Annotated in this window: 13 protein-coding genes; 6 read left to right on the top strand and 7 right to left on the bottom strand. The window is 71.6% G+C overall.

From position 1 onward, the window contains the following. Nucleotides 1-9 precede the first annotated feature (9 nt). The 5 genes from G4D85_RS32345 to G4D85_RS32325 form a co-directional block, all read right to left on the bottom strand. Nucleotides 10-2316 (bottom strand): glycosyltransferase family protein, encoded by a 2307-nt coding sequence (locus tag G4D85_RS32345; protein WP_164017910.1) that lies wholly within the window; start codon nucleotides 2314-2316, stop codon nucleotides 10-12. 19 nt (nucleotides 2317-2335) lie between these two features. Further along, a complete protein-coding gene (locus tag G4D85_RS32340) occupies nucleotides 2336-2728 on the bottom strand; it encodes a hypothetical protein (RefSeq protein ID WP_164017909.1) in 393 nt (130 codons plus the stop codon). A gap of 20 nt (nucleotides 2729-2748) precedes the next feature. Then, complete coding sequence (locus G4D85_RS32335; RefSeq protein WP_275900330.1) at nucleotides 2749-3903, bottom strand: NAD(P)H-dependent flavin oxidoreductase; 1155 nt, start codon at nucleotides 3901-3903, stop codon at nucleotides 2749-2751. Between the two features lie 116 nt (nucleotides 3904-4019). Then, nucleotides 4020-4463, bottom strand: coding sequence for a GNAT family N-acetyltransferase (locus G4D85_RS32330; protein ID WP_164017908.1), 444 nt, complete (start codon nucleotides 4461-4463; stop codon nucleotides 4020-4022). 44 nt (nucleotides 4464-4507) lie between these two features. After that, nucleotides 4508-7342, bottom strand: a complete 2835-nt coding sequence (locus G4D85_RS32325; RefSeq protein ID WP_240359618.1) for a TonB-dependent receptor domain-containing protein — start codon at nucleotides 7340-7342, stop codon at nucleotides 4508-4510. Between the two features lie 181 nt (nucleotides 7343-7523). Between G4D85_RS32325 and G4D85_RS32320 the strand changes: the two genes are divergently transcribed. After that, the gene (locus G4D85_RS32320) at nucleotides 7524-8099 is read left to right on the top strand and encodes a Uma2 family endonuclease (RefSeq protein ID WP_164017906.1); all 576 of its coding nucleotides are present in this window, start codon (nucleotides 7524-7526) and stop codon (nucleotides 8097-8099) included. Between the two features lie 72 nt (nucleotides 8100-8171). On the opposite strand, the gene G4D85_RS32315 is transcribed toward G4D85_RS32320, so the two are convergent. Together G4D85_RS32315 and G4D85_RS32310 are read right to left on the bottom strand one after the other, a co-directional pair. Further along, the gene (locus G4D85_RS32315) at nucleotides 8172-12755 is read right to left on the bottom strand and encodes an AAA domain-containing protein (protein WP_240359617.1); all 4584 of its coding nucleotides are present in this window, start codon (nucleotides 12753-12755) and stop codon (nucleotides 8172-8174) included. Nucleotides 12756-12849: 94 nt separating this feature from the next. After that, on the bottom strand, nucleotides 12850-13293 hold the full coding sequence (locus G4D85_RS32310) for an HIT family protein (protein ID WP_164017905.1): 444 nt from the start codon (nucleotides 13291-13293) through the stop codon (nucleotides 12850-12852). A 246-nt stretch (nucleotides 13294-13539) separates the two neighbouring features. Here G4D85_RS32310 and G4D85_RS32305 point away from each other — a divergent pair, with 246 nt between their 5' ends. The 5 genes from G4D85_RS32305 to G4D85_RS32285 all read left to right on the top strand — a co-directional run bounded on the left by G4D85_RS32305 (nucleotide 13540) and on the right by G4D85_RS32285 (nucleotide 23134). Then, entirely contained in the window at nucleotides 13540-15198 is a 1659-nt protein-coding gene (locus tag G4D85_RS32305) for a carboxypeptidase-like regulatory domain-containing protein (RefSeq protein ID WP_164017904.1), read from the top strand. A gap of 264 nt (nucleotides 15199-15462) precedes the next feature. Then, nucleotides 15463-17340 carry an Ig-like domain-containing protein gene (locus tag G4D85_RS32300; protein WP_164017903.1) on the top strand — a complete coding sequence of 626 codons (1878 nt, stop codon included), beginning with the start codon at nucleotides 15463-15465 and terminating at the stop codon, nucleotides 17338-17340. A 212-nt stretch (nucleotides 17341-17552) separates the two neighbouring features. Then, nucleotides 17553-18008 (top strand): response regulator, encoded by a 456-nt coding sequence (locus G4D85_RS32295; RefSeq protein WP_420821735.1) that lies wholly within the window; start codon nucleotides 17553-17555, stop codon nucleotides 18006-18008. Nucleotides 18009-18125: 117 nt separating this feature from the next. Beyond that, nucleotides 18126-21950, top strand: coding sequence for a bifunctional serine/threonine-protein kinase/formylglycine-generating enzyme family protein (locus G4D85_RS32290; RefSeq protein WP_164017901.1), 3825 nt, complete (start codon nucleotides 18126-18128; stop codon nucleotides 21948-21950). A gap of 212 nt (nucleotides 21951-22162) precedes the next feature. Continuing rightward, entirely contained in the window at nucleotides 22163-23134 is a 972-nt protein-coding gene (locus G4D85_RS32285) for an ADYC domain-containing protein (RefSeq protein WP_205525807.1), read from the top strand. Nucleotides 23135-23184 lie beyond the last annotated feature (50 nt).

Genomic DNA, 23184 nt, shown 5'->3' with positions numbered 1-23184 from the left:
CCGCTACCGTCAAGGAGACGGCTTCGCCGGCACGGTGAAGGTGCCCGCCTCCACCCGGGACTCATGCAGGGGCCGCCCGTCCGCCCCCCGGGCGCCGAGGCGCGAGCCATCACCGCTGGCGTGCCACAGCCCCACGAGCACCTTCCACTCCCCGGCCTCCCAGTCCTTGGTGGACACGGCGAAGGCGTCGCGCAGGAGCACGTCCCTGGGGGCCTCGCGGAGGAAGAAGGTGCCACCCAGCACCGCGTGGTCCGCGTTCTTCCGCTTGCTGCCCTCGGGCCCCGGCAGGTGCACGAAGACGCCGGCCGAGCGCGGCACCGGCCCCGTCACCCGCCAGTAGAGCACCAGGTGGACCAGGCCCTCCGCGTCCGGGGCCCCGGGCACCTCCGCCGCCACCAACTCCACCGGCGCGTCGAAGCGCACGTCCAGGCGGCGCGCCACCGGAGGAAGCGAGGCCGTCACCATCAACGAGCCATCCGGGTTGCGAGGCACCGCCCGCGCCACCGGCTCGCGCCACAGCGTCAGCAGCGCGGCCCACGCGAGCAGCGGCACCGAGGCCACCATCAACGCCTCCGGCCCCAGCCGCCCACCTCTCACCCGGGGACGCCACACGAGGAAGGCGAGCCCGGCCCAGGCCAGCAGGGACACAATCGCCCCGCCCACGCCCGAGCGCGGCACGAAGCGCAGCACCACGCGGTGCTCGCCCTCCGGCAACCGCACGCCGAGCAGCCCGTCGCGCGACACCACCTCCCCCACGGACGCCTTCCAGCCCGGGTGCCAGTTCTGGTTGACGAGCAGCACCGCCGGCCGCGTCGCCGCCACGTCCACCTCCACACGGTTCGGCGTCCACTCCACGCGGCGCGCGGTGCCGGAGTCGGCCTCTTCCAGGTACTCCTCCTGGGGCAGGTCGCCGCGCAGGCGCTCGGACATGGGCACCGGCCACGCCTCGCCGCAGGAGATGGAGCCGCGGTTGAGGGCCAGGAAGTGGCCCTGCGCCCAGCGGTTGCCACGCGCCTGGGCGAAGGGCTGCTCCGCCTCCGACGGCGTGGGTGGAGGCTCGGCCACCATCGACGCCCAGCGGGCCAGGTTGGCGAAGGCGTGCACCTGCACGCCCCAGCCCGCCACCACCAGGACGCACGCGAGCGCCGCCGCCCGTCCCCACCCCCGCGAGCGCCATGAGCGCACCAGCAGCGCGGCGAGCCCCAGCGCGGCCAGCTCGGCGATGAAGAGGCCGGCGGGGACGAGGAAGCGCTCCGGGTAGCGCAGCGTCCCGAAGATGGGCAGCAGCCGCAGCCCGGCGAACAGCGACGGCTTCGCGGCATAGCCCGCCGCCATCCACACGCACAGCGCCGCCATCACCGCGGGGTAGCGCGCGCGGTGGCGGCCCAGCACCACGGCCACAGGCACCAGCGCGAGGGCCACGGGCACGAGGAAGAAGTTGCCCGGATTGCTGTGCCCGGAGCGCGCCGGCAGCTGGAGCATCATCCGCCCCAGCGTGACCAGCGACTGGCCCGGCGTGCCCGCCATGATGCGCGGCGCGGAGCGCATCGTCTCCAGCAGGGGCCACAGTCGGTACGCGCACGCGGCCAGGGTGAACAGGGCGGTGGCGCCCAGGGCCCACAGCGCCTGGCGCCGGCGCGCGGTGCCGCGCAGCTCGAACAGCGTGCGCCCGGCCTCCAGCGCGACGAAGAGGGCGCCCATGGGCACCGGGTACGTGCCGCCGAAGCCGAGCAGGAAGGCGAAGACGCCCGCCACCAGCGCCGCGCCGGACACCTTGCCCTCCGCGGCCTTCCGCGTGCCCAGCAGCAGCCACGGCAGCAGCAGGAAGCCCGCGAAGTTGAGCCAGCCGATGGACCAGGACAGCGCGGTGAAGCCGGTGAGGCCGAACAGCGGCGCCGCGCCCAGCGCTCCCAGGGCCGAGCCCACGCGCCGCCGCGCGTAGCGGAAGAAGCCCTCCATGCCGAGCACGAGGAAGGCCCACAGCACCACCGGCTCCGCGCGCCGCGAGCCCAGGGCCGCGGACACCAGCAGCGTGGGCGACGCCACCCGCGTCTGCGGGCTGCCCAGGGCGTACTGCCCGCCACACGCCCACGGGTTCCACAGCGGATGCTGCCCGTAGCGCGTCAGCGTGCGCGTCCCCGCGTCCTCGTACGAGTGGAGCAGGTGCGAGTCGCGGAAGTCATTCAGCGCCCCGCCCAGCATCAACGGGCGCCAGCAGGCCACCAGCGCCAGCACGCCGAAGAGGGCCAGGCGAAGGCCGGGAAGGGAGGCGGCGCGGTGGGCGGCGTGGAGCAGCCGGCGGGGCGGGGGCGTCATGGGCGGAGGTGGGCGCGCTTCAGTCGTAGAAGGGCCGGGGCTTGCACGGGCTGGCGGTGGCCTTGCGAGGCGGGAGTACGGGCGCCGAGTGCAGCTCCGCGTCGATGGCGCCAAACACCTCCGCCACCGGCACGCCGCGCCTGCTGGCCTCGCTCATGGCCCAGCTGCGCTCGGAGGCGCTGAAGTCGTCGTCCTGGGACCAGTCGTCTCCAGGGAAGGAGTGGCGGGAGCGGAGGCGCCAGCCGGGCTCCTCGGCGGCGGCGGCGCGGCCCACCTCGGCGCGCTCGGCGGGGGACAGGCGGCGCTCGGGGGGAGGCCGCTCGGAGGTGGCGGCCCGCACCACCGCCGTCGCGCCACACAGCGCGAAGGCCAGCCAACCCGCGAGTGAAGCGCGCCTCCAGTGTCTACCCATGGAGGCGCTCCTACTCCAACTCAGCCCCGGTCGTCCTCCTCCACGTCACCCTCCAGGCCCTGGGGATTCGAGAGCACCCGGTGCGCGTGCTCCATCATCTCCACCACGATTTGTCCGGCGGGCAGCACCCCGTCGATGCGCGCCATGCTGGCGCCGCTGGCGGGCATGGCCATCTCCTCCAAATCGCCCTCGGTGTCGGCCGTGGGCACGAAGGAGCAGAACTTCGGCATGGGGTAGGGCGCGTCGCCCCCCGTCATGCCGGGGAACAGCTTCGTCAGGCCGATGCGCTCCGGCGGAGGTGGGGGCGAGGGGACGCGGTCCTCACGGCCGGCCCACTCGCGCACCACGCGGTTGCGCAGCACGCGCATGCGCGGGCCGGGCCACTCGGGGCCGAAGAGGGTGGTGACGTCCGAGTCGCCCGCGTCGCCCTCCACCAGCCGCTGCTTGTAGCCGGGGTGCGCGTGCGCCTCCACGGAGGCCACCATGCGCGTGCCCACCCAGACACCGTCGGCACCGTGGAAGAGGGCGCGCGCCGCGCTGAGCCCGTCGGCGATGCCACCGGCGGCCAGCAGCGTCACGTCGCGGGACAGGGCGCGCACTTCGCGCACCAGCTTCAGCGTGGGCACCGTGCTCCGGTTGTGGCCCGCGGCCTGCTGGCCCTGGGCGATGAGGCCGTCGGCGCCCAGCGCCAGCGCCTGCTTCGCCGCCTCCACCGAGGGCACCTGCAGCCACACCCGCGTGCCCGCCGCCTTCAGCGCCTTCACCCAGTCCGCGGGCGGCGCCTCCCAGTGGAAGGTGACGACGGGGACGCGCTCGGCGAGGCACACGTCGATGTGCTCGCGCGTGGTGAAGTCCTGCCCCTTCGCGTTGGCGACGATGAAGTTCACACCATACGGCCGCTTCGTGCCTGCCTGGATGGCCTGGAGGCGGGCACGCAGGAAGGGCGGCGGCTCCGGCGCGGCGCCGAGCATGCCGACGCCTCCGGCCTCCGACACGGCGATGACCAGCGGCGGCAGCGCCACGAAGGCCATGCCCGCGCTGACGAATGGATAGTGCACACCCAGCTCACGCGTCAGTCGCGTGTGCAGCGTGTTTCCCTCCAGCACGGAGATGGGTCGCCGGGGCCTGTCGTCGGTGTCTTCCGGGGAACGTCCATCGTTCGTGCCGTTCATCATGTCTCCTGGAGGTGGCGGCGGATGGGATTGAGAAGGTTACCAGCACCCTCGTCGATGATGCGCATGGGTGGGGAAGACGCCACCCGGGCTGGTGGGCGGGTGACAGCTGTCCCACCCTAGGTGTCCAACGCCTTGCGCATGTGCCGATGCGGAATTCCGACCTCGGTGAAAGCCTCTCCGTAAACGGCGTAGCCGAGGCGCTCGTAGAAGGGGACGACGGGCGCGCGGGCGTGGAGGTGGACGTGGGTGAAGCCCCGGCGGCGCAGCTCCTCCTCCAGCGAGCGGACCAGCCGGGCACCCAGCCCCTGGCCCTGGAGGTGGGGGGCCACCGCCATCTGGAAGAGGCGGCCGCCGTGGGCGTCCTCGGGGTTGAAGAGGACACACCCCAGCACGGTGCCGTCCTGGTGGGCCACCAGGTGGAGGCTGTCGGACTCGAAGGGGAAGGCCACCTGGGCGCGGGTGAAGCCGAGCGGCTCGCGTAGCACCTGGAAGCGCAGCTCCAGCTCGCCCGCGTACAGGGGGTGGCCGGGGTGGATGAAGGACAGCACGGTGTCGGGCATGGCGGCGGGCGTCGCGCCGGGGGCGGCGCGTCAGGCGTGCCGGCTCAGAAGGTGCCGGTGAGCTGGAGGGTGAAGGTGCGGCCGTACTGCGGCACGGGGGCGATGGAGTTCTCGTCCGACACCGGCAGCGTGTAGCGCGCGTCCAGCAGGTTCTGCACGCCGGCGAAGTAGCGCAGGGGGCCGTAGTCGCCGGACAGGCCGAAGCCGATGAGCAGCGCCTCCCCGCTCTCGGCGCCGCCCGGGCCGGTGGACCGGGCGCTCTGGTAGGTGGCCTGCGTGGCCAGCCGCATGTCCCCGCCGCCCACCGGCATCATCAGCCGGCCGGAGACGAGGTGCGCGGGGGCCGCGGCGGCCACCTCCTCCGAGGCGTCGCGCAGCGTCACGTACGAGTAGCTCACGTCCACCAGCAGCCAGCGCCCCGGCTGCCAGTGCACGCCGGCCTCCGCGCCCCAGGCCAGCGTGGTGCCGTCGTTGTTGGCGAAGCGCAGGCACGCCACGGTGCCGCAGTCGCCCGAGGGTGTGGCCTCCGTCTGCAGCTGCACCAGGCTGGAGATGCGGTTGTGGTAGCCGGCCACGGTGAGGCGCAGCTCGTCCGTGAGGTCGTGCGAGTGCTCCAGCTCGAAGGTGGTGATGGTCTCCGGCTCCAGCTCCCTGGCCGCGGCCTGGGAGATGTTGTCCTCGTAGTAGAGCTCGTAGACGTTGGGCGCGCGGAAGGCGCGGCCGGCCACCAGCTTGGTGAGGCCCGCGTCATACGGGCGGGCGATGAGGGCCAGGCGCGGGGTGATGGGCGTGGTGTCCAGGTCCACGTACTTGTCCAGGCGCAGGCCGGCGGAGAGGCTCAGCCGTGGGTGCAGGCGCCACTCGTCGAGCAGGTAGACGGACACCAGCGTGCGGGCCTGCGTCGCCAGCGGCACGTCGTTGGCGGTCTGCCGCACGCGCAATTGGGCCTGCCCTTCCACGCCCACGGTGAAGCGGTTGCCCTCGAAGAGGCCCAGCTGCGCGCGCACCTCGGCGGTGGCCCAGTCGGCCGCGCCTCCTTCGGTGCTGGGGCCGCCGTCCTCTTCCGGGTACACGTAGGTGCCCTCGTAGCGGCTGAGGTCGAACGCGCCGCGCACGGACAGGCTGAAGTTCTCGGAGAAGGCGCGCTCGTAGCGGGCCTCGGCGAAGGCGCGCAGGTCCTCCACGGTGGTGCCCTCGACGCCCGGCACGGTGCCGTAGGGGGCGGTGGGCAAATCCTTGCCGCGCACGTTGAGCTGGGTGTGGAGGGAGAAGTTCCCCATGCGCGCCGTCAGCGAGCCGGTGAGGGCCCGCTCCGCGTCCATGCCGGTGATGAGGGGGCCGCCCTCGCCCAGCCGCGTGGTGTCCGCGCCCGTGGCCGTCATGGCCGCCGCGCTCACCAGCACCGAGCGGTCTCCGTCCCGCCATGCGGCGGTGGCATGTGCGCGCGTGGTGCCGAGGGCGCCCACCGCGCCGGTGACTTCCAGGTTCTTGTCATCGCCGAGCGACTCGCGCGGCACCACGTTGATGACGGCGAAGAAGGCGCCGGTGCCGTACAGGGCGGAGCCGGGGCCGCGCACCACTTCGATTCGCTCCACCTCCTGGAGGTCCACGCTGAGGTCATGCGCGGCATAGCCCTGGCCGGCCCAGACGTCGTTCATGGAGTGGCCGTCCCAGAGGATGAGGACGCGGGTGTTGAGGTCGCCCGGGGGCGAGAAGCCGCGCACGCCCAGGTAGGTGTACGTCCGGTCATCGGTGAGGAAGATGCCGCGCACGCCGGAGAGGGCCTCGGCGAGGTTGCGCCAGCCGAAGGCGCGCAGCTCCTCCTGGGTGAGGACGGTGGTGGAGGCGGGGGCGTCGTCCACGGACACGAGGCTCTTGGAAGCGGCGCGCACGGGAGGCGGCGCGTAGCGCAGCTCGGCGTGGACCTTGACCTCCTGGTCGGCCACCACCGTCACCGTCTGGCGCAGCGGGCGGACCTCGCGGCTCTCGACCTCCAGGGTGTGCTCGCCCTCGGGGAGGGTGACGACGGTGGGGGTGAAGCCGGTGGGCTTGCCGTCCACGCGCACGGCGGCGCCGTCGCGGTTGGCGGTGACGACGAGCCGGCCGGCGGGGCGGTCCTGCACGCGCAGGGACACGGCGAGGGGCACGTTGCCGTCGGCGGGCACGTCCACCACGTACTGGCCGGGAGCGTGGCCGGGGGCGCGCACGTAGAGCACGCGCTGGCCGGGGGGCAGGCGAGCGCGGCCGGGCAGGCGGGCGATGACGGGGCCGTTGGGGGTGTCTCGCACCTCGGCGCCCTCGGGAGTGCCGGACAGCTCGACGCCGCCGGTGATGAGGGCCAGCTCGAAGGTCTGCTCCGTTTCTCGGCCGCGCACCAGGGCGAGGGTGGCCTCGGCGGGGCGGTAGCCGTCCTTCTTCACCATGATTTTGTGGCGGCCGGGCGTCAGCGCGAGCGTCTGCGGCGAGCGGCCGCGGCTGCCCAGGTCCATGCGGTCCACGTAGACGTCGGCGCCCTTGGGGTTGGTGGTGACGCGGACGAGGGCCACCTTGGGACGGAGCCGCTCCACCGAGCGGGACACCTCGGCGGCGTCGTCGGAGGGCAGGTCCTCGGTGAGCAGGTCGTTGTAGTAGCGGTACGCCTCGTTGAACTTGTTCAGCGCCTCGAAGCAGCGGGCGATGTTGAAGAGGACGTTGCGGTTGGGCACCAGGCGGTAGCTGGTGAAGTAGGAGCGCAGCGCCTCGGCGTACTGGCCCTTGGAATAGGCCTCGTTGCCCAGCTCGAAGGCGATGTCAGCCTCGTCCGCGTTGTTGTCCGCGAGCACGGGGCTGGCCAGGAGCAGGAGGGACAGGATGAGGAGGCCGTAACGGGTGGGAAGCATGGCGCGGCGGCCATTCTTCCCTCTCTGGGGGAACAGGTCCATGGGGGCCTTCGGTTGTCCGTCTGCTGTCAGACCCCGCGAGTAGGGTGGGATGGACACACAGTGAGGGGTGGGGTTCCACTCCTGGGAGGCAGGGGGAATGATGGAGGGGTGGGGCGTCGCAGGCGAGAGGAGCGAGGGAATGGGCCAGGAGACGAAGCGTCGGGCGACCTACGAGGACCTGCTGGCACTGCCGGAGCATGTGGTGGGGCAGATCATCGACGGGGAGCTCATCGTCATGCCGAGGCCGGCGAGCCCGCATGCGAGGGGCAGCTTCTCGTTGGGGGGCGAGCTTTACGGCCCCTTCGAGCGCGGCCGGGGAGGTCCCGGGGGCTGGCACCTTCTCGCCGAGCCGGAGCTGCACTTCAGTGAGGATGTCCTGGTCCCCGACCTGGCGGGCTGGCGTCGGGAGCGGATGCCCGACATGCCTCGGACGCCGTTCTTCACGCTGGCCCCGGACTGGGTCTGTGAGGTGCTCTCGCCGTCCACCGCGGCGGTGGACCGGGTTCGCAAGAAGCGCATCTACGCGCGTGAGGGCGTGCGCCACGTGTGGCTGATAGACCCGGAGCTACGGACACTGGAGGTGTACCGGCTGGACGGACACCAGTGGGTGGAGCAGGGCACGTACTCCGGCGAGGAGCGCGTCCGGGCCGAGCCCTTCGAGGCCCTCGAGCTGGAGCTCGGAGTGCTATGGCTGCCGGAGCCGAAGGGGCCGTGAGGCAGGCCCAGCACCTCCTGGGTGCTGGGGCTGCCCGAACCCAGAGCCCCGTGAAGCGGGGCAAGCGCCGGTTCAGTGCACCACGGATCGGCCGGCTCCCGGGGCCTGGGCGCTTGCGGGCTCTCGCATGAGCTTGTCCCCTGCGGCCTGGAGGACGCGCGTGGTGGCGCCCTCCGGGTCTCTGAAGAAGTGGGGCGTCCACAGGCGCACCAGCCTCCAGCCCTGGCCTTCCAGCACGCCGGTGCGGAACAAGTCCCACTCCACGCGGTCGGCGGCCTTGGGGTAGCGGGTGCCGTCGCAGAGCACGCCCACGGTGACGTCATCCAGTTGCGTGGGGTGGTGCAGCGCCAGGTCCACGCAGAAGCCGTCATTGCCCCAGTGCACGTCGGACGAGACGCGGTGCTCCCGCGCCAGGTGTCCGGCCAGCGCGCGGGCGAACGGGGAGCCCGCCGCCGTCTCCCGCTCGCGCACCAGCGTCTCCCGTTTCTCCAACGGCAGGGTCTTCGGGTCCGCTTCCCCGGTGGCGAGCCACTGACGGAGTTCCTGTTCTTCCTCGGAGTAGGACTGTGTCACCTGCTCCGCGAACTGGAGGTAGGCGAAGAGCAGCCAGCCGCCGTTGGGCTGGCGGCCCTTCTCCACGGGAGGAAGCGACAGGTACGTCTCGCGGGGAATCGATGTGACGAGGTGCACCTGCTGCCGCGCGCGGGTGACGAGCACATTGAGGCGCCGGCCTCCGCCCGCGGTGCCGAGCGGGCCGAAGCGCCGATAGAAGCGCCCCTGCCGGTCCGGGCCGTAGGTGGTGCTGATGATGAGGTGGTCTCGCTCGTCGCCCTGGACGTTCTCCAGGTTCTTGACGAAGAGGCCCTCGAACGAGCCGGCGCCACGCCGAGCGCGCGCCGCTGTCAGCCGGGCTGCGAAGGTGGAGTCCTCCGCGGCCAGCTCATCGAGCACGTCGGTGATGGCGTCGCGCTGCGAGAGGTTGAAGCAGGCGATGCCGATGGACGGAGGCTCGGGGCGCGCGAGCAACTCCTTCACCAGGGCGCCCACGGCCTGTGCCTCCACGCGGTTGACGCGCTTCTCGTAGGTGCCGCCCACGGGCAGCAGCCGCAGCGGCGTGTGCGGAGCGCGGTGGGACGGGTGCGCGGGGATGGCCTGCAGGCGCTTGTCGTAGAAGTGGTCGTTGCTGAAGGCGATGAGGTCCGCGTTCTGCGAGCGGTAGTGCACGTCCAGGTAGCACTGGTCGATGTCCAGGTTGAGCGCGGCGGAGAGCAAATCCTCCACCTCGGCCTGCTGCTCCTCGAAGAGGCCCTGCTCCGTCTCGGCCTCCAGTTCCTGGCTCTGCACCACGGCGGACTCGAAGAAGCGCGTGGGCGGCAGCTGCTTCGGGTCTCCGGCGATGACCACTCGCTTCGCGCGGGTGAGCACGGGGAGGGCTTCCTCCAGCCGGCACTGCGAGGACTCATCAAAGATGACGACGTCGAAGATGGGATGGCGGGGAAATATCTGCGCCACCGTCTGCGGGCTGGCCATCCACACGGGCCGCACGTCGAAGAGGGGGTCTCCGCCTTCGATTCCCTGGCCGGTGGCGATGACCTGCCTCACGCGCATGGCGCGCTCTCCGCGCAGCATGAGCCGTCGGCGCAGCTCGGCGCCCGCGCCGTTGAGCCGTCCGCCGGTGGCCGCGAGCAGCCGCTCGCGCTGGCGCTGCGTCCAGCGGTGGACGAGGGCGTCGCGCACGAGGCCACGCTTCCTCTCCTCCAGCGCCCGGTAGCGCGCGTGGGTGGTCTGCACGCGGTCCGCGTCGATGTGCTGGAGCGCCGGGTCCTCGCGCAGCCGCGAGGACACCTCGGCGGCCAGCGTCGCCTTCAGCACCGCGCGCCAGCCCTCCTCCACGTCGGCGCCCTGGCGGGCCAGCCCCTCCGCCGCGGACTCCAGCGCCGGGGGCATGCCGGACAGCAGCGAGCGCAGGCGCAGCAATCCCTCCACCGTGGACAGCCGCGCCTGGAGGGCAGAGACGACAGAGGACAGCTTCCCGCCAGCCCGCAGCTCACGGGAGCGGGCCTGGAGCCACGCGGTGGAGAAGAGGCCCGTCTCGACGAGCCGCGTCTCCAGCCGGGCCACGGCCTCGCCCCGGGCCGCGGACTGGCGCAGCCCGGAGAGCAGGGCCATGCGCGCGCCCGCCTCGCCCTTGAGGGCCTGGCGCACGGCCTCACGGCACGAGGCGAGCAGCGGCGTGCCGTCCAGCTCGCCGAGCAGCTCGAAGAGGGTGGCGTGCGTGCGGAGGCCCCGGGAGAGGGCCTCGTCGGTGAGGGGCTCGGTGGCGCTGGGGGCGAGGGTGGAGCGGTGGTACTCGGTGAGCAGCGCCCGGGCGCGCGCGCCGGTGAGGAAGCGGTTGACGCGCTCGGCGGCGGCGATGCCGAGGGTGAGGCCGAACTGCTGGAGCACCCTGCGCGCGCCGGCCTTCCGGGCGAAGTAGAAGAAGGCGTACCACTTGCTGGCGATGTCCAGGTACGTGCCCAGCGCGGCCAGCGCCGTGCCCAGCGCGCCCAGGGCCTGGGGTTGCTCGCGGTGGACCAGCGCCAGCTCCGTGTCCAGCGGCCCCTCGGTGAGCACTCGTGTCTGCGGCGCCAGTCCGTCGAGCTGGGCCTTCGCCGCCCGCACCGCGTCCGGTGACGCCGAGCCCCAGCGCGAGAGCACGTCGGGGCTGGCCGACTCCAGCAGCGGCGCGAGCTTCTCCGCGAAGGCGGCGCGCGCCGCGCCCTCCGCCCGAGGGTCCGCGCCAAAAGCGGGCACGTCGGGAGCGGTGAGTGCGTCCGCGTCGCGAGCGGCCTGGGCCGCGGCGTCGAGGCGCTCGCGGAACGTGGCGAGCGGCCGGGCGAGGTACGAGGCCAGGTCGACGCCGAGGGCCTCGCGCCAGGGGTTGTCCGGGTAGCCTTCCCGGACACCGCGCTCCAGCACCTCGCGCACCTCGCGCTCGCGGGGGGACACGTCGGACAGGCGCGCGGAGGTGAGGCCCGCCACGGTGGGGGCCAGGGCCTGCGAGGGCTCGAGGGCGAACCACTGGCCCACCAGCTCATGAAAGGAGGGCGCGGTGCCGCCGGCGGGGCGCTCGGAGAGGGCGCGCTCGGAGGTGGTCAGCTCGTCGTGGAGCGACTGCAGCTCCGCATCCACGCGGGACAGCTCGGAGGACACGGCCGCGTCGGTGCGCGTCTCCGGCAGCGAGTCGAGCTGGTCGCGGATGCCCATGTAGAGGTCGCGCTGGTCTCGCTGGGCGTCGTGCACGACGGCGCACAGGCTGCCCAGGCCCAGGTGGTCCAGGCGGTGCTTCACCACGTCCAGCGCGGTGCGCTTGTCGCAGACGAGCAGCACGCGCTCGCCGCGAGCCAGGTGGTCGCCGATGGCGTTGGCGATGGTCTGCGACTTGCCGGTGCCCGGAGGCCCGTGGACGACGAGGCCCCGGCTGCTGCGGGCCAGTCTCACCGCGCGCGCCTGGCACGGGTCGGCGATGGTGACGAGCCGCTCCTCGTCCGCGCGCTTGAGGCCCTCCAGGTTGGGCTCGCCGCCCCCGTGGCCCGCGGGCTCGCCGAGCGACACGTCCACGCGGAGGAAGCTCTCCAGGGGGCCGGAGATGGGCTCGCCGTCCACGAGCGCCCGCATGTCGTCGACGAGGCTCTGGTTGGACAGCGGGTACAGACCGAGCACCGCGCTGGGGAGGATGGTGGGCTTCGCGTCGCCGTCATCATCCGAGCGGGGGACGGGGGCCAGGGGCGTGGTGGCGGTGAAGGGCGCGGGGGCGGGCAGGTCGAGGGCCCGGGCCACCGCGGCGACCAGCTCGTTCAGCTCGCGCCACGGGTCGGCGCCTTCTTCGTCCTTGAAGAGGTCTCCGAAGCGCTGGCCGGTCTGTTGCTCCACCCAGGCGAGCAGGGCGGTGTTGGGCGCGACGCGGTCCTCGCCCTCCTCGGCGCCCTCGAGCTCCACCGAGGGTGCGCGGCCCTTCTTGAGCGTGAGGCGCACGGGCACGAAGGCGATGGGAGCGAGGACGCGCCGGGTGCCGAAGCCTCGCTTGTCCTTCGCACCTGGAGGCAGGTGCAGCAGGGGGAAGCCCACGTGGAGCACGTGCGCGCCGGTGTCCTGCTCGAAGGTGCGAGCGTCCTCGACGATGGTGGCCAACTTGCGCAGCAGTGCCTGTTGCTCCTCCTCGGCGCGAGTGGGGGAGTCGGTGTCCTCCGCTTCGCTCTCGTCGGCGTCGTCGGTGGGGAGACCCGGCTCCTCCATTCCTGGCACCGTGATGGCACGTGAGCGCGAAGCGCCCGGTGCGTCGGTGGTGGGAAGGGCTGGCGCGGAGGCACGCGCGAGCGAATCGCCCTGTGCGTCGGGGGGGCGGCTCCGCCCGTCAGCCGGCGTGGTGGAGCCGCGGCCCGAGCGCATGGCCCGAGCCTTGATGGGCGGAGTCCTGTCGGAGCTTGCGTCGGGCGCGGGAGGCTTCACTGCGAGCCGGACGGTGGCCTTGTCACCCAGGAGCGCGGCCAGCACGGTGTGGGGCGCGGTGCCATCCAAGCGGCTCAGCGCGGCCAGGTCCACGCGCTGGCGGCTGTGGTGGGGGCGGCAGTTGAGGCTCGGTCCGGAAGCGAGCGCGGCGTAGAGGCGCTCGAGCATCTTCTCCAGAACGCGGTTGCGGGGCTCGGACGGCAGGCGGCACCTCTCGTCGGGAAGGAGGCCGGTTGTCTACCACGCGGCCCGGGCGCGAGCCTCAGCCCGACAGCGCGGCGGCGAGCGCGCGGGCGGCGGCCTCCAGTTCTTCCGCGGGGCGGTGGTCGGCGGGGGCTGCGTCAAAGGCGGCGCGGCCCCACAGCCGCTGGGGCGTCTGGGCGAAGCGGGGCACCAGGTGCAGGTGGAAGTGGCGCAGCACATCGCCGATGGCGAAGGCGTAGGCGTGCTCGGCACCGAGCGCCTCTCGCTGGGCACGCATCACCCGGGCGGCGAAGGGGCCCAGCTCGCGCGCGGCCTCCGCGTCCAGGTCGTACCAGGCACGCACGTGCCGCTCGCTGGAGATGACCACCCAGCCGGGAACCGGGCTGGGTGACGCCACCCCGTGCAGCACCAGCCCCGGGGCCCGGGCGAGGACGCCTCCCACCGGCCGGGTGTCCCCCCGAACGATGGCGCAGCCAAGACAGGGCTCATTCACATCCGACATGGCCCCACCCTAGCAGGGTGACTGTCACGGGACGTGGCGCGAAATGGGGTCATCCATGACCTCATTTCTCAGTTGAAGGGACTGCGCTGATCCACTTCGGAGCGAGCGTGACGCGAGTTGGGGATGGGGATTTGAGGGAGAGAGCCCCCCCGCCTTGACGGGATGGGCTCGGGTCGGAGAGTGTCCGCCCGACGCCCTTCCAAGTGTTGGGGCGTCGATATTGGGGAATTTCCTTTAAAGGTGGGGATGATGAAGAAGCATCTGGTGTTTGCTCTGGTGCCGCTGCTGGCGCTCGGTTGCGGCGAAGAGGCGAAGGACGAGAACGGTGACGGCATCGCGGATGGCGTGCGTGAGCCGGACAGCGTGACGGTGGTGACGCCGTCCACGCCCAAGGGCACCGTGTCGGGCCAGGTGCTGGGTACCGATCTGAAGCCGCTGGCCGACGTCTCGGTGGAGATGACCATCGGCAGCTCCGCGGAGCCGGTGGCGGCCACCACGGATGCCAAGGGCAACTTCGAGTACACGGATGTCCCCGCTGGCGCCCAGGTGCTGCTGACCTTCAGCAAGGCCAACTACGCCACGCTGCGCGCCACGTCGACGGTGCCCTCGTCGGCCGGCAACGTTCCCATCAACAACGGCAACGCGAGCTTCGGCCCCATCACCCTGGCGCATCTGGATGGCACGCTGAACTTCCTCGTGGTGACGCCGCAGGGCCGTCCCGCGGTGGGCGCGAGGGCGACCATCGAGGCCACGCCCGCGGGCTCCATCGTCCTGTTCAACGGCGACAACACCACCCGCGTGGTGAGCAATGTCGTGGTCGAGGCGACCGCGAACGAGCAGGGCCTCCTGACGTTCTCGGGCATCCCGGGCGCTGCGGAGATGGCGCGTCTGCAGGGCGGCCAGTACCGCCTGTGGGTGTCCCCGATGGTCTCCACTTCGACCGGCCTCCCGGAGACGGGCGGCTTCGTGAGCTCCTACTCCGGCGGCGAAATCGTCGGTAACAGCACCACGCGCCTCATCAACCTGCCCTTCACGCGGCCGACGGGTGGCACGCTGAACGTCGAGAGCAGCAACGTCGGCAGCCTGCGTGGGGCCACCGACCGCGACCCGCTGCGCAACCTGGTTCGCCCCGGCGAGCCCATCCACCTCTTCTTCAACCAGCCGGTGCAGCAGGGCTCGCTGCTGGCGCGCTTGACGGATGAGTACGCGCGCGAGTCGCTGACGGTCAACGCCACCGTCGGCAATGGCGGCTACAGCGCCACCATCACTCCGAACCTCACCCTCGTGGAGGGCAAGGAATACAACCTGGACCTGCGTGCCGTGTCCGCCGAGGGCGGCAGCATCTTCACGCGCACGGGTTTCTTCTTCGTAGGAGATCCGACCTCCGCGCGGGCTGTATCCATTACGGATGCGCGCTACCAGGAGACCACGACCGTCGCTCCCGCGTCGGGCCAGCTCAACAGCGGTGAAACCGTCTACGTCAACTTCAACTACCCCATCTCTCGCGAGTTCATCGGCGCCGGAAACGTCTACGTCCATGTGTCGGTCGACATTGGTGGCCCGAATCCCGGCGTGGTTGGCGATTATCCGGGAGAGGTGAACAATCCCGTAGGCTTCGAACTCTTCAGTGCCGAGCCCACGGCTCCCATCCAGACGCGCATCCCGGCCGAGACGCCGGTGTTCCAGATTGACTCGTCTGGTTACACCACTCGGTGGGCCTTCACCTTCGCTGGTGCCAATGCCATCCAGAACGTGAGCTTCAGCTCGCTCAACATGGTGGTGTCATTCTCCAAGCTCCCTTCGCGCTACATCAACGGTACCTATGAGAGCTTCTGGGGACAGTCGGTCACCAGTGACCTGCCTGTGACCGGTATGGGCCAGATGGCCGTGCCCGTCTCTCCGTGATGAACGGGCAGGGTTGAGCTTCAAAGCTTGAGTGTCTCTTCAGCGCCCCCGTGGAATGAGCTCCACGGGGGCGCTGCTGTTTCTACGAGAGGCCCGGGAAGAACCGGAGCGAGCGTCCACCTCATGGGACTCAAGTCCCACCCGTGGACTTACCTTCTGGATGAACTGCCATCTCCATGACTCGAACCTGCGGTAATTCCGTGGGTTCCGAAGCTGCCGGTTCGGCTTGGGCCCGGAACAACGGCTGCATCAGTGACTTGCGCCATGCGCTACCCCCAAATCGTTGCTCTGTTTGCGTGCCTGTTCTCCTGGGCATGCATTGATCTGCCTGAAGTCCAACAGGTGACTGAAACCTCTGACTCAGGTGTGCCGGGTGGGCATGCCGAGGACTCGGGGACATCACCAGACGCCTCTGTTCCTGATTCCGGTATTCCTGATTCGGGAGTTCTGGATTCAGGTACTCCATCCCTGGTCGTCACACTGGTGACCTCCCAGTCGATCACCAATGGCGACGTCCAGGTGAATGCCGAGGTGATCGGGCCCGCTCCAGACGAGCTGGAACTCCTCGTGGACGGAGTGGCTGTTGCCACGCTGGCCCCGCCCTACGAACTTCGCTGGAGCACTCAGTCCCTTGAAGAGGGCTCGCACGTGCTTGTCGTGAGGGCGACCCTGGGGGAGCGCAGATTCACGAGTGAGTCGCGTACGCTCGAAGTGGACAGGACCTCGCCTCGGTTGATCTCGCAAACGCCGCTGACCGGTTCACAAAACGTCCCAGTGCGCCAGACCATCCAGGCGAGTTTCTCCGAGCCTCTCAAGCCGGCCACCGTGAGCGCGGCGTCGGTGAAGTTGCTGTCTGATGCAGGCGTCGTTGCCGCGGATGTCTTGCTGACGCCTGAAGGGACCTTGCTGACCCTACGACCTGTCTCGCTCCTGCCCGCTGACACTGTCGTGCAGGTGAGTCTCGACGGCCTGGCGGACCTGGCGGGCAACACCCTGCAGGCCCTTCCCCAGGACTGGGAGTGGACGGTCCCCGGCTACCTGCCTCTGGGTGAGCCCCTGAGCGCCAGTTCGACCGAGAGCTCGATCGTGCAGACGCCTTCTCTTCGAATCGATGGGGCGGGCCAGCCTGTCGTGGCGTGGTCGGATGGCACCAACCTGGAGCCCTTCGGTATCCGCGTCAAACGGTGGAACGGTACAGGCTGGGAGCAGATTGGCAGCGTTCGCGAGGTTACCGCAGGGCACGGGAGCCTTTTCTCCGCGCTCGAAGTCGATGGAGACGGGTTGCCTAGCGTGGCTTGGAACGAGTTTTCACAGGCTACTGGAATGACTTTTCGCGCTCAGCGGTGGAATGGCGAGGCCTGGGAGTCCTTGGGTACTCCGGGAACACTCCTGCGCCAGCAAGCGAGTGCCGACTTCATCATCTTCAAGGGGAACGAACAGGGCTACCTTGCGCTCGCATTTCGTGAACTCTACCAGGGGGCTGACCAGCTCCTGGTCGGGCGCTGGAATGGCAGTAGCTGGGGCCTTCTGGGAGGCACACTCAAGGTCAACTCAGCGTGGTCCGTCTCCAGCTTGCAGATGGAAATGGATGCGGCCGGAAATCCAATCGTCACCTGGAGCGAGAGCAACTCCGGCACCATCGCCGCCTACATGAAGCGCTGGAACGGCGGTGCCTGGGAAGCCATCCCCATGCCGGCGCAGACTTACCCCGGGAAACTCATCATTGATGATTCAGGGGCCCCCATTCTGGACGTTCCCGCCTCGAATGGGACTGCGAACAGCGCTCAGCTCCGGAGGTGGAATGGGAGTTCCTGGGTGGCCCTTGGCAACCCCATCAGCGTCCATCCCGGTGCAACCAATTCCTTGGCGGTTGCTCTCACCTTTGACGCGCAGGGGAGACTGATTGCACTGATTGCCGAACCAGAAATGGCAGGCGGGGCGACCGTCTTCTACCTTCGACGGTGGAATGCTGGAGCCTGGGAGCCGGTAGGCAGCCCTTTGAGGAAGACTCCCGGTTCGACTCCATTTGGAGCCACCCTGCTCGCCTTGGACGCCTCCGGTAGACCCGTGCTGGCACGGGCCGAGTACTCCGAGAGCGAACCCACCCGGCGAAGGCTCTACGTCTACACGCCCAACGACTGAGCCCTCCTCCGCACTCCCTCAGCCCCACCGCGCCCCGGTCCGCCAAGGTCCGGGGCGCCACCCGCCTCCCACGGTTCTCCAGTCAACGCTCCATCACCCCCCGGGTCCATTCGTCAAATCGTGGGGGGACGGGCGCGTTGGAACCGTCGTGTATAGATTCCCGACCGCCCTTTCCCTACACGTGAGGCGTCGGTTCCATGAAGCGAACGGCCATGACAGCCCCGGAAGACGCGGCGCCCGCCAACGCGCTCCCAGCGTCTGCCGGCAACAAGAAGCGGGTCCTCGTCGTCGACGACTTCGATGACGCGCGGGAGATGTACGCGGAGTACCTGGAGTTCGTCGGCTTCGAGGTGGACACCGCCTCCAACGGCCGGGAGGCGGTGGAGAAGGCGCAGGACGGCGAGCCGGACATCATCCTGATGGACCTGTCCCTGCCCATCATGGATGGCTGGGAGGCCACCCGCCTCATCAAGCAGGACGCGCGCACGCGGGACATCCCCGTCATGGCGCTCACCGGCCACGTCCTCGCGGGCAACGCCGAGCACGCCCGGGAGGCCGGTGCCGACGAGTTCGTCGCCAAGCCGTGCCTGCCGCAGGACCTCGAGAACAAGATTCGCAACATGCTCAAGCCCAGCAAGGTGAAGGGGAAGAGCGGGCAGGGGAGCTGAGCCAGAAGACACCCCCACTGCCCGGCACCGGACACTCGGGGCACCGCCCTTCCGTTGTGAGTCGTTCCCCGCTCCCGCCCGGTTGACCCCTGGCGTGTGGATGCATAGGCACCCCCTGTGGGCACTTCCCCCGCTGCCGCTGAGCCGCCGCCGACGGACTCGTGGACTCCTCCCGAGGAGTTCGATGAGTACCGCCTCGTGCGGCCCATCGGCCGCGGGCGGACGGGGCGGGTGTTCCTGGCCCACGACACGCTCCTCGAGCGCCCGGTGGCGGTGAAGTTCATCCCCGCCCTCGGCCCCAACGCCCTGGCCCGCTTCCTGGTGGAGGCCCGGGCCGCCGCCCGAATCCAGCACCCCAACGTCGTCACCCTGTACCGGGTGGGACAACTGGAGGACCAGCCCTACCTCGTCTCCGAGTTCATCCGGGGGGTGAGCCTGGACCGGCTCTCCAAGCCCCAGCCCTGGGAGCGGGTGCTGTCCATCGGCCGGGACTTGGCGCGCGGCCTGAGCGCCGCCCACCGGCGCGGCGTGCTGCACCGGGACATCAAGCCGGGCAACGCCGTGCTCACCGAGGCCGGTGAGGTGAAGCTGCTCGACTTCGGGCTCGCCAAGCTGCTGGACCAGGCCGCCGAGCCGGGCGAGGCCGGGCCCCGCCCGGACGCCGTGCCGCCGAAGCTGCCCGAGGAGCTGGACCCGGAGGCCAGCCCCAACTTCTCCGCGCGCTCGCTGGACGGCGTCTTCCTCCCCTCGCTGCCGAGCGGCGCGCTGGTGGGCACGCCCTACTACATGTCCCCGGAGGCCTGGGCGGGCGAGGACCTGACGGCGCGCAGCGATGTGTACTCGCTGGGCATCGTCCTCTACGAGCTGTGCTCGGGCCGGGGCCCCTTCCGCGACGTGCCCTGGAGAGAGCTGCCCAAGGTGGTGCGCACGAAGGACGCTCGCTCGCTGGCCGAGGCCGCACCCGGTGTGGACGCTGCCTTCGCGGGCATCATCGACCGGTGCCTGCGCCGCGAGCCAGGCGAGCGCTACACCTCCGCCGCGCACCTGCTGGAAGCCCTGGAGGCGCTGTCCCGCGACGAGACGCCGGAGGACGTGCCCGAGGGCAACCCCTACCGGGGCCTCCAGGCCTTCGAGGCGGAGCACCGCGCCGTCTTCTTCGGCCGCCGTCGCGAGCAGCGCGCGGTGCTGGAGCGGCTGCGCTCCGAGTCCTTCCTCCTCATCACCGGCGACTCCGGGGTGGGCAAGTCCTCGCTGTGCCTCGCCGGCATCCTCCCGGCGGTGGCGGAGGGCGGGCTGGAGGACGGACGGCGCTGGTACACCGCGCGGCTGGTGCCGGGCCGCAGGCCCATGGCTGCCCTTGCGGCGGCGCTCGCCCCGCTGCTGGAGGTGGACGAGGAGCCCCTGGCCGAGGCGCTGCGCAGCGAGCCCGCCTCCCTCGTCCGCCGGCTGCGCGCGAAGCTGGGTGCCCGTGACGGCCTCCTCCTTTATATCGACCAGCTCGAGGAGCTCGTGACGCTGGCCTCGCCGGTGGAGGTGGCGCTGGCGGGCCAGGCGCTGGGCACTCTCGCGGAAGGGGCCAGCGGCGTGCGCCTGCTGGCCACCGGCCGGAGCGACTTCCTCACCCGCCTCACCTCCGTGCCCGGCCTGGGCATGGAGGTGCCGCGCGCGCTGTACCTGCTCCGCGCCCTGACGCCCGAGGAGACGCGCGAGGCGGTGACAGGCCCCGCGCGGGTGAAGGGCGTCCGCTTCGAGTCCGAGGCGCTGGTGGACGCGCTCGTCGCCTCCACCACCGCGGCGGAAGGTGGCCTGCCGCTGCTCCAGTTCGCGCTGGCGGAGCTGTGGGAGGCCCGCGACGGGGCGGCCAGCGTGATTACCCAGGCCGCGCTGGACTCGCTCGGCGGCGTGGCCGGAGCGCTGGCGCGGCACGCGGACGCCGCGGTGGCGCGGCTGCTGCCGGACCAGCGCACGGCGGCGCGGGGCGTGCTGCTGCGCCTCGTCACCGCTGACGGCACCCGCGCGCGCAAGACGGACCGCGAGCTGGTGGGCAACGACGCGCGCTACCGCGCCGCGCTGGAGGCGCTGGTGCACGCGCGCCTGCTGGTGGCGCGCGAGGCCCAGGAAGGCACCTCATACGAGCTGGCCCACGAGGCGCTGCTGTCCGGCTGGGCCACGCTGGCGCGCTGGCTGGCGGAGGCGGCGGAGCGCCGCGAGGTGCAGGCCCGGCTGGAGGCCGCCGCCGCGCACTGGGAGAAGCTGGGCCACGTGCGCGAGTCGCTGTGGGGCCCGCGCCAGCTCGCCGAGACGCGGCTACTCGACGCGGCCGAGCTCACGCGCCGCGAGCAGGACTTCCTCAAGGCCTCGCGCCGCACGGTGGTGCGCAGCCGGCGCATGCGGCAGGTCCTGGCGGCGGGCTTCGTCCTCTCGCTGGGGCTCGTCTACGGCGGCCTCAAGCTGCGCGAGCGCTGGGGCCTGGACCGGCAGGTGCGCGCCGAGCTGCAGGAGGCCGCACACGCCCTGCGCGCGGTGGGGTACGAGCGGGCTTCGCTGGGCTCCGAGCGCGCCGAGGCCTTCCGCCTCTATGGCAGCGGCCGCAAGGCGGACGCCGACAAGCTCTGGGGCAAGGCGGGCGCGCAGGCGGCGGGGGTGCGTCACCGCTATGACGCGGTGGCGGGCCGGCTGGAGCGCGCGCTGGCCCTGGCGCCGGGCCGTCCGGACGTGCGCGAGGCGCTGGCGGACTTCCTCTACGAGCGAGCGCTGTGGGCCGAGCAGGACGGCGACGCCGCGGCGCTGCCCGCGCTGCTGCAGCGGCTGAAGCTGTACGACGTCACCGGCGCGCGCTGGCAGCAGTGGAACGCGCCCGCGCGCCTCACCCTGGAGACGCCCGTCTCCAGCGTCCAGGTGGAGCTGCGGCCGGTGACGCGGGACGCGCAGGGCCATGAGAGTCCCGGCGAGCCGCTGCCCCTCGTCGTGGGGCCCTGGGTGGACGTGCCGGTGCCGCCGGGGCGCTACCAGCTCTCCCTGCGCGCGCTGGGCCACGAGCCGGTGGTGCAGCCGGTGCAACTGCGGCGCGGGGAGTCGCGGCGGCTGGCCGTGCCGCTGCCGCTGGCGGGCGCGGTGCCGGAGGGCTTCGTCTACGTGCCGCCGGGCGAGGTGCGCTTCGGCAGCGCGGCCGAGGCCAGCGTGCGCGAGTTCTTCAACGCCGTGCCGGAGCACCCGGTGGAGGTGCCCGGCTTCCTCATCGCCCGCCACGAGGTGACGTACGCGGACTGGCTGGGCTTCATCGAGGCGCTGCCGCCGGACGAGCGCGGGCGGCACCTGCCCCGCGTGGGCACCGGCGGGTACGCGGGGCTGCTCGCGCTGGACAGGGTGGACGGCACGTGGCGGCTGCGCTTCCAGCCCGGCGGCGAGCCCTACGTGGTGCGCGCCGGGGAGAAGCTGCGCTATTCCCAGCGCTCGCGGCGCGTGGAGCAGGACTGGCTGCGCTTCCCCGTCAGCGGCGTCACCTTCGCGGACGCGGAGGCGTACGCGGCCTGGCTGTCCTCCAGCGGCCGGGTGCCCGGGGCGCGGCTGTGCTCGGAGCTGGAGTGGGAGCGCGCGGCCCGAGGCGTGGACGGGCGCGAGTACCCGCACGGCGACACGCTGGGCCCGGACGACGCCAACATCGACACCACCTACGGCAAGCAGCCCGGGGGCTTCGGCCCGGACGAGGTGGGCAGCCACCCCGCGTCGCGCAGTCCCTTCGGCGTGGACGACCTGGCCGGCAATGTGTGGGAGTGGACGCGCTCGTGGCTGGAGCCGGGCAAGGCGGTGGCGCGCGGCGGCAGCTTCGCCTTCGCGGCCACCTCCGCGCGGGCCACCAACCGCGAGCTGCCGGAGCCCTCGCTGCGCGACGTGGCGATGGGCGTGCGCGTGTGCGCGGACTCGACGTCCGCGGACCTGTAGGCCGCCCGCCCGCCAGGCCCGTCTTCGGACCGGCACCCTGACTCCGGGTGTTACAGGACGTTGGAACCCCCGGTTCGCCCTGCCGTGCCAGTGCGCTGCCATCCGCAGGACGTTGCAAGTGTCCGTCGGAGTGCAGGCCGCTTGCGGGGCACGCCGGGACTGCAAATCTTGCACGGCGTGGGATGGGTAGGTCGGGTCGGGGAGGTGGGGTCATGGGCGCGAGGCGGGCGGTGCAGGCGGCGGTGGTGGCCTGGGGGTTGGTGGGGTGCGCGGGTGGGGTGACGGAGTCTGAGACTCCGCTGCAGTCCCGCGTGGCGGAGCTGGCCTCCCCCAACGGACGGAACCTCAACGGGCGCAACCTCAACGGACGCAACCTCAACGGCTCCGAGCTGGGACAGGTGCTCGTCTCGGTGAGCTTCGCGGGAGCCCACGCCTCGGCGACGGCGGATGACCCGATGAGCTCGGTGTGGCTCCAGGGCAGCGTCTTCCACGGCTACGACGCGGGCCAGGAGGTGTCCGGCACGGCCTTCCTCGGCGCGCGCTTCGTCGGCAACCTGGGCGACGGCCAGAAGGTGGACCTGCGGGTGGACGAGGTCCAGCCGGGCACCGAGGCGAACGCGGACGTGTGGTCCTACCGCGTCTCCTTCCTCGACACGGTGGACGGCCTCTGGAAGCCCGCGTGCCCCGCGGCGGATGGCTCGGCGCTGAACGCCATTCCCGTCATGGGACGCTGGAACTACCAGCAGGGCGTGGCCGGCGGCGGCGCGCGCATCGACGACCCCACCGTCTTCACCTTCGCGTGCGAGGACGCGGCCATCGCCAAGTGCGTGCGCTTCGGCTACCGGCCCTGGGAGACGGCGGCGGATGGGCGCAGCCTCGCGGACCACCACCAGGCCTGCACGCGCATGGTGCGCGCGGACTTCTGCGGGGACGGCACCTCGCACACGGTGGATGGGAACTGGGTGAACCTCTACGACGCGGTGGGCGTGCAGCAGGACACCGAGTCATGGCTGCTGGAGGCCGAGTGGAACGCCGAGGGCGCCCGCTGCTCCTCCTCCTCGACGCGCGCCCCCGCGCCGGTGAGCTGCCCGAACAAGCCGCAGCTGTCGGGCTGTGGCCAGACAGGGCACTTCCGCACCGGCACGCTCCTCATGAGCGAGGTGCCCGCGGCCACGACGCCGTAGCCCGTCGACTTCCGGACTCCGCCGCGTCGAAGGACGTGGCGAACTGGACG

The sequence above is a fragment of the Pyxidicoccus trucidator genome, assembly GCF_010894435.1.
GTDB lineage: Bacteria > Myxococcota > Myxococcia > Myxococcales > Myxococcaceae > Myxococcus > Myxococcus trucidator.
This window is presented reverse-complemented; position numbering and strand designations above follow the sequence as displayed.